We start from the raw sequence: 7,137 nt of genomic DNA on the forward strand, positions 1-7,137 counted from the left end.
GTGACCGATCTCCGGGGCGCCACGGTCCTCGTGGCCGGGCTCGGCGTGTCCGGCGTCGCCGCGGCGCGGGTGCTCCTCGACCTGGGCAGCACCGTCACGCTCACCGACGCCGCCGAGCGCCCCGTCGTCGCCGAGCTCACCGCCGCCGGCGCCACCTGGCTGGGTGAGCTGTCCGCTGTTCCCGAGGGCACCGACCTCGTCGTCACCTCGCCGGGGTGGCGCCCCGACCACCCCCTGCTGGCCGACGCCGCACGCCGCGGCGTCGAGGTGGTGGGGGAGCCGGAACTGGCCTGGCGGATGCGGATCGCCGGTCCCGACGGCGTCCCGGCGCCCTGGCTGGCGGTCACCGGCACCAACGGCAAGACGACGACGGTCACCATGCTCGAGGCGATCCTGCAGGCCGCCGGCCGGCGGGCGGTGGCGGCGGGGAACGTCGGCCGGCCGCTGGTCGAGGTGGTCACCGCCCGCGACGCCGACGGCACGCCGGCCTTCGACGCGGTCGCCGTCGAACTGTCCAGCTTCCAGCTGCACTGGTCCTCCACCCTGGCCCCGGCCGCCGCGGCCGTGCTGAACGTGGCCGACGACCACACCGACTGGCACGGCTCCTTCCCCGCCTACCGCGACGCCAAGGCCCGCATCCTCGAGCGGTCGCCGGTGGCCGTCGCCGACGCGGGCGACCCCGTCGCCGCCGGGCTGGCCGCGCGCCATCCGCACCCGGTGACCGTCACCCTCGGCGAGCCGGCGCCCGGCCAGCTGGGCGTGCGCGACGGAGCGCTGGTCGACCGCGCCTTCGCCGCCGACCCGGCGGGGGAGGTGCTGCTCGAGCCGGGCCTGCTGCAGGTCCCCGGCCCGCACAACACGGTCAACGCCCTGGCCGCCGCTGCCCTGGCGCGTGCCGCCGGGGTCCCGGCGGAGGCCGTGGCGCGCGGCCTGGCCGGCTTCCGCGGCGGCGCGCACCGCAACGTGCTGGTGGCCACCGTCGACGGCGTGGACTGGGTCGACGACAGCAAGGCGACCAACCCGCACGCCGCCGGTGCGTCGCTGGCCTCCTACCCGCGCGTGGTGTGGATCGCCGGGGGCCTGCTCAAGGGCGCCGACGTCGATCCGCTGGTCGCCGCCGTGGCACCCCGGCTCGCCGGCGTCGTGCTGCTGGGCCGCGATCGGGACCGGATCGCCGCCGCAGTGACGCGACACGCCCCCACGGTCCCCGTGGTGACGGTGCCCAGCGGCGACGATGGCGGGATGGATGGGACGGGTGTGACAGCCGAGGCGACGACGGCGCGCGTCGTGGCCGCCGCACGCGACCTCGCGCGCCCCGGCGACACCGTCCTGCTCGCCCCCGCGGCGGCGTCCATGGACGTGTACCGCGACTACGCTCACCGCGGCACCGCCTTCGCGGACGCCGTCCGGGCGCTGGGCTGAGGCAGCCATGACCGCGACGCAGGCGCGCCCCCGTCCCGTCCGGGCGCCGCGGGAGGACCGGGCCCCGGCCCCGGCCCGGCGCTGGTCGGGCCCCGCCTGGCTCGACGGACCGATGACCAGCTGCCACCTGGTGCTCGGCGCGGCCGGGCTGCTGCTGCTCATCGGGCTGACCATGGTGTTCTCCGCCTCCGCGATCGACGCGGCGCTCAACGACCAGCCCGCCTGGGCCCCGGGCGTCAAGCAGCTCATGCTGGCCTGCATCGGCCTCGTGGGCATGGTCATCGCCATGCGCCTGCCCATCGGGCTGGTGCGGCGGTGGTCGCCCATCGCCCTGCTCGCCGTGGGGGCGATGCTGCTCCTGGTGCTCGTCCCCGGGATCGGCGTCAAGCTCAACGGCGCGCGGCAGTGGATCGACCTGGGCTTCATGTACTTCCAGCCCTCCGAGCTCGGCAAGCTGGTGTTCGCGCTCTGGGGGGCCCACGTGCTCGCGCTGCGCGAGCGCTACCTCACGACGACGTCGCTGCTGGTGCCGGTGCTGCCGGTGTTCGGCATCCTCTCGCTGCTGATCATCGCCGAGCCGGACTTCGGTGGGGTGGTGAGCCTGGGCCTGGTGCTGGTCGGGCTGCTCTGGGCCGGCGGGATGCCGCTGCGCTGGTTCGGCTGGATGGCCCTCGCCGGAGTGGCGCTGCTGGCCACCGTCGCGCTGCTCTCCCCGGTCCGCATGGCCCGCCTGACCTCGTTCCTGGATCCCTTCGCGGACCCGAGCAACACCGGCTTCCAGGCCATCCGCGGGTTCTACGCGCTGGCCAGCGGCGGTCTGTCGGGGGTGGGGCTGGGCAACAGCGCGATGAAGTGGAACATCCTCCCGGAGGCGGAGTCGGACTACATCTTCGCGATCATCGGCGAGGAGCTGGGCTTCCTCGGCTGCCTGGTCGTCGTCACGCTCTACGGCGTGCTGGCCTACGCCGGTTTCCGCATCGCCCGCCGTGCGGCCGACCGGTTCGTGCAGCTGGCCTGCGTGGCCATCACCGTGTGGCTGGTCGGCCAGGCCACCATGAACATGGGCTACGTGGTCGGACTGCTGCCGGTGACCGGCGTGACGCTCCCGCTGATCTCCGCGGGTGGCACGTCGCTGATCCTCACCCTCGTCGTCGTCGGTCTGCTGGCGCGCTTCGCGTGCACCGAGCCCGCGGCCGTGGAGTCGCTCCGCGCGCGCGACCGGGGCCGGCTCGCCCGGCTGGTGCTGCCCGCGCCGTCGGCGGCGGTCGAGCCCGTCCGCCCGCGCCGCCGGCCCGAGGAGCGCGCCGCCCGCCGCCCGGCCGTGGGGTCCGGGCGCACGGTCGTGCACGCCCGCAGCGCCCCCACCCGGCGTGGCCCGGCGCCTGCGGGCGGCCGCAGCGAGCGGCCCGCCGCGGCGCCGCGGCCGGTGCGGGACGAGCGCCCGTTCCGGGACCAGCGGCCGATCCGGGAGGACCGGCCGGGCCGCGACCAGCGACCGCTCCGGGACGAGCGCCCCGTCCGTGGCGCGCGGGCGGCCGAGCGACCCCAGCAGAGCCCCGCCGCCAGGAAGCCGGCCGACCGCCGTCCGGGGGGAGCCCGGTGAGCGCACCGTCGCCCCGCCCGCTGTCGATCGTCCTCGCCGGAGGCGGCACGGGTGGTCACATCGAGCCGATGCTCGCCCTCGCCGACGCGCTGCGGCGCCGTCCCGCCGCGGACGGCGAGCTGTGCATCACCTGTCTCGGCACCGAGCGGGGCATGGAGACCCGGCTGGTGCCCGCCCGCGGGTACGACCTGCGGCTGATCCCGCCCGTGCCGCTGCCGCGCAAGCCGACGGTCGACCTGCTCCGGGTCCCCGGGCGGGTCCGCCGGGCGGTCGCGCAGACACGGGCGCTGCTGGACGAGCTGGCCGCCGACGTCGTCGTGGGGTTCGGGGGATACGTCGCCCTGCCGGCCTACCTGGCGGCGCGGCGGGCGGGAACACCGATCGTCGTGCACGAGCAGAACGCCCTACCGGGGCTGGCCAACCGGATCGGCGCCCGGCTGGCCGCCCGGGTGGCCGTCACGACACCGGGGACGCCGCTGCGCGGCGGGGTGCACGTGGGCATGCCGTTGCGCACCGCGATCAGCTCGCTCGACCGTGCGGCCCGGCGGGCCGAGGCGCGCACGGCCTTCGGCCTGGAGGCCGACCGCCCCACCCTGCTGGTGTTCGGCGGCTCGCAGGGCGCGGCCACCCTGAACCGGGCGGCGGTGGGCGCCGCCGGGGCGCTGTCCGCCGCCGGGATCCAGGTGCTGCACGCGCGCGGGCCGAAGAACACCGAGGTCCAGGCGCCGGGGCACACGTCCGGTGCTGCGCCGTACGTGGTCGTCGACTACCTGGAGCGCATGGACCTCGCCTACGCAGCCGCCGACCTCGCCCTCTGCCGGTCCGGTGCGGTGACCGTCGCGGAGCTCTCCGCGGTGGGGCTGCCGGGTGCGTTCGTCCCGCTGCCCATCGGCAACGGCGAGCAGCGGCGCAACGCCCTGCCGGTGGTGGAAGCCGGGGGAGGGCTGCTGGTGGAGGACGCGGAGCTCACGTCCGCCTGGATCGTCGAGCACCTGGTCCCGCTGCTCACCGACCCCGACGCGCTCGCGGGATACGCGCGGCACGCCGCCGCGGCGGGGGCGCCCGACGCCGACCAACGACTGGCTGAGATGGTCGTCGACGTGGCGAGGACCGGACGATGAGCGGAGTCGAGCGATGAGCGCCGACGACGTGGCCGCCTGGTCCGGGCCGGTGCCCGCGCCCGCGGACCTGGGTGCCGTGCACTTCGTGGGCATCGGGGGCGCCGGCATGAGCGGCATCGCCCGCATCCTGCTGGCGCGCGGCGTGCCCGTCTCGGGCAGCGACCGGCGGGACACCCCGACGCTGCTGGCCCTGCGTGCGCTGGGTGCGCGGGTGGCCGTCGGGCACGCCCCGGAGAACCTCGGGGACGCCGACACCGTCGTCGTGTCCACCGCGATCCGCGTCGACAACCCCGAACTGGCGGCCGCGCGCAGCCGGGGGCTGCGCGTGCTGCCGCGGGCGGTGGCGCTCGCCTCCGTCATGGCCGGACGGCGGAGCGTGGCCGTGGCCGGGACGCACGGGAAGACCTCGACCACCTCGATGCTCACCGTCGCCGTCCAGGCCTGCGGCGCCGACCCGTCCTTCGCGATCGGCGGCGACCTCAACGAATCGGGCAGCAACGCACACTCCGGGGAGGGCGACATCTTCGTCGCCGAGGCCGACGAGAGCGACCGCTCCTTCCTGCTGCTGGCGCCCTTCGGAGGGATCGTCACCAACGTCGAGGCCGACCACCTGGACAACTACGGCGACCTCGCCGCGGTCGAGGAGGCCTTCGACCGCTTCCTGTCGACGGTGCACCCGGACGGCTTCGTCGTCGTGTGTGCCGACGACCCGGGCTCGGCCCGGCTGCGGGGCGTGCCGTCGCCGGCGCGGCTGCGCAGCTACGGCCGGGCTGCTGACGCCGACCTGCGCCTGGACGACCTGCGCGTCGAGGGCGACGCGACCAGCTACACCGCCGTGCTCGACGGACGGGAGCTCGGCCGGGTGCGGATCCTCGTGCCCGGGGAGCACATGGCCCTCAACAGCGCCGCCGCCCTGCTCGCCGGCCTCGAGCTGGGACTGCCGGCGGACGGGCTCATCGACGGGCTGGGCCGCTTCGGCGGCGTGCACCGGCGGTTCGAGCTCAAGGGCGTCGTCGACGGCGTCCGCGTCTACGACGACTACGCGCACCACCCGACCGAGGTGCGCGCCCAGCTGCGTGCGGCCCGCGCGGTCGCGGGGGACGGGCGGCTGGTCGTGGCGTTCCAGCCGCACCTCTACAGCCGGACGCGGGAGTTCGCCGCGGGCTTCGGCGAGGCCCTCGGCCTGGCCGACGAGGTCGTGGTGATGGAGATCTACGGTGCCCGCGAGGACCCGGTGCCGGGCGTGACCGGCGCGATGGTGGCCGACGCCGTCCCGCTGCCGGCGGAGCAGGTGCTGTTCGAGCCGTCGTGGTCGGCGGCGGCGCCGGCGCTGGCCGGCCGGGCCCGCGCCGGTGACCTGGTGATGACCATGGGCGCGGGCGACGTCTCGATGGTCGGACCCGAGGTGCTGGAGGCGCTCACGGCCCGCGCGGCCCTGCGGGACGAGCGGGATGGGCGGGATGGGGAAGGGAAGGCGGGCGACGCGACGGGCGCGGGCCGGTGAGCAGGACGGGGACGACCACCCGCGATCGCGGCTCGTCCCGGCCGTCCCCCGGGCGGCGCCCGGGCGCCCCGGTCACCCCGCTGCGCAACCGCCGGTACGCGGCCCGGCGCCGGCGCGCCCTGCAGCTCGCGGTCGGCCTGCTCGTGCTGGCCGCCCTGGGCTGGGGCCTGTGGTCGGGGCCGCTGCTCGCCGTCCGGTCCGTCCAGGTCGACGGCGCGACCACGCTGCCCGCGGCACTCGTGCGGGAGGCCGCGGGCATCGAGGGGGGCCGGTCCCTGCTGCGGGTGGACGTCGACGCGGCGCAGGCCGCGGTCGCCGAGCTGCCGCAGGTGGAGTCGGTGACCGTGACCCGGGGCTGGCCCAGCCGCGTCGTGATCACCCTCGTCGAGCGGACCCCGCTGGCCGTCGTCGGGGAGGCCGGACGCCGGTCGCTGCTGGACGAGCGCGGCGTGCTCTTCGACTCGGTCACCGGCGAGCCGCCGGCCGGTGTCGTCCCGCTCTCGGTGGCCGATCCGGGGCCGGACGACGAGGCGACCGCGGCCGCGCTGGCCGCCATCGGCGCGCTGCCGGAGTCGGTGCGGGCGCAGGTCGCCCGCGTGGAGGCGCCCGGCCCCGACGAGGTCGTGCTCGAGCTGTCGGACGGGCCCGTGGTGCGCTGGGGCGGTGCCGAGGAGTCGGACACGAAGGCCGACATCCTCGGCGCGCTGCTCGCTCAGCTGGCGTCCGGCGCGCTGGAGCCCGCGGACGAGCTGGACCTCACCGTCCCGAAGGCCGTCGTCGTCCGCTGAAGAAGGCCCCCTGCCCCCCACCGCTCGCAGGCTCGCGGCGGGCCCCTGCCTGGGGCCGTTGCAGACGGTCGCCGCTCGCCTCCACAGGGCGGGGACCGGCCAGTCCGGGCGACACGCCCACGACCGCGACACGCCCGGTGGCAGAAACAAATGTCGCGCGTGTGATTTCTGCGTCGGACGGGAGTCTGGACCCTCACCTGAGACAAAACCGGCGCGGGTCGTCACGATCAGTGGTGCAGTTGTGATCCGTGAGTCGTCAGTGAACCGTCGTCATCCGCTCTACCGACACGCCGAGCCGGACGGGGTGCTTGTAGCGCCTCTCGACCCGCACCTAACTTCATCCACGTCGACCGAGTTGACATAACTGTAAGGCTGAACTTGAGGATGAGGGTCCAGTTGGGGAGCGCCGCATGACACCTCCGCACAACTATCTAGCGGTCATCAAGGTCGTCGGCATCGGCGGCGGCGGGGTGAACGCGGTCAATCGCATGATCGAAGTCGGCCTCAAGGGGGTCGAGTTCATCGCGATCAACACCGACGCCCAGGCCCTCCTGATGAGCGACGCCGACGTCAAGCTCGACGTCGGCCGCGAGCTCACGCGGGGGGGGGGGGGGGGGGGGGGGGGGGGGGGGGGGGGGGGGGGGGGGGGGGGCGGGGGGGGGGGGCGGGGGGGGGGGGGGGGGGGGGGGGGGGGGGGGG

Annotated in this window: 5 protein-coding genes; all 5 read left to right on the forward strand. The window is 76.1% G+C overall.

The window, feature by feature from the left end:
- The 5 genes from murD to ACI793_RS13115 are packed head-to-tail and all read left to right on the forward strand — an operon-like array spanning position 1 to position 6,438.
- The gene (gene murD, locus ACI793_RS13095; RefSeq protein WP_456606805.1) at positions 1-1,422 is read left to right on the forward strand and encodes a UDP-N-acetylmuramoyl-L-alanine--D-glutamate ligase; all 1,422 of its coding nucleotides are present in this window, start codon (positions 1-3) and stop codon (positions 1,420-1,422) included.
- A gap of 7 nt (positions 1,423-1,429) precedes the next feature.
- Entirely contained in the window at positions 1,430-3,025 is a 1,596-nt protein-coding gene (ftsW, locus tag ACI793_RS13100) for a putative lipid II flippase FtsW (protein ID WP_456606806.1), read from the forward strand.
- Positions 3,022-4,146 (forward strand): undecaprenyldiphospho-muramoylpentapeptide beta-N-acetylglucosaminyltransferase, encoded by a 1,125-nt coding sequence (gene murG, locus ACI793_RS13105; RefSeq protein WP_456606807.1) that lies wholly within the window; start codon positions 3,022-3,024, stop codon positions 4,144-4,146. The genes ftsW and murG overlap by 4 nt, the downstream gene beginning before the upstream one ends.
- 13 nt (positions 4,147-4,159) lie before the next feature.
- The gene (gene murC, locus ACI793_RS13110; RefSeq protein WP_456606808.1) at positions 4,160-5,650 is read left to right on the forward strand and encodes a UDP-N-acetylmuramate--L-alanine ligase; all 1,491 of its coding nucleotides are present in this window, start codon (positions 4,160-4,162) and stop codon (positions 5,648-5,650) included.
- The gene (locus tag ACI793_RS13115) at positions 5,647-6,438 is read left to right on the forward strand and encodes a cell division protein FtsQ/DivIB (protein WP_456606809.1); all 792 of its coding nucleotides are present in this window, start codon (positions 5,647-5,649) and stop codon (positions 6,436-6,438) included. The genes murC and ACI793_RS13115 overlap by 4 nt, the downstream gene beginning before the upstream one ends.
- Positions 6,439-7,137 lie beyond the last annotated feature (699 nt).

It is taken from the genome of Blastococcus sp. SYSU DS0617 (assembly GCF_054051075.1).

What these genes read in the sequence shown, in the direction of transcription:
- murC (WP_456606808.1), top strand. Translation starts at nt 4,160, where the DNA reads ATGAGCGCCGACGACGTGGCCGCCTGGTCCGGGCCGGTGCCCGCGCCC.
- ftsW (WP_456606806.1), top strand. Translation starts at nt 1,430, where the DNA reads ATGACCGCGACGCAGGCGCGCCCCCGTCCCGTCCGGGCGCCGCGGGAG.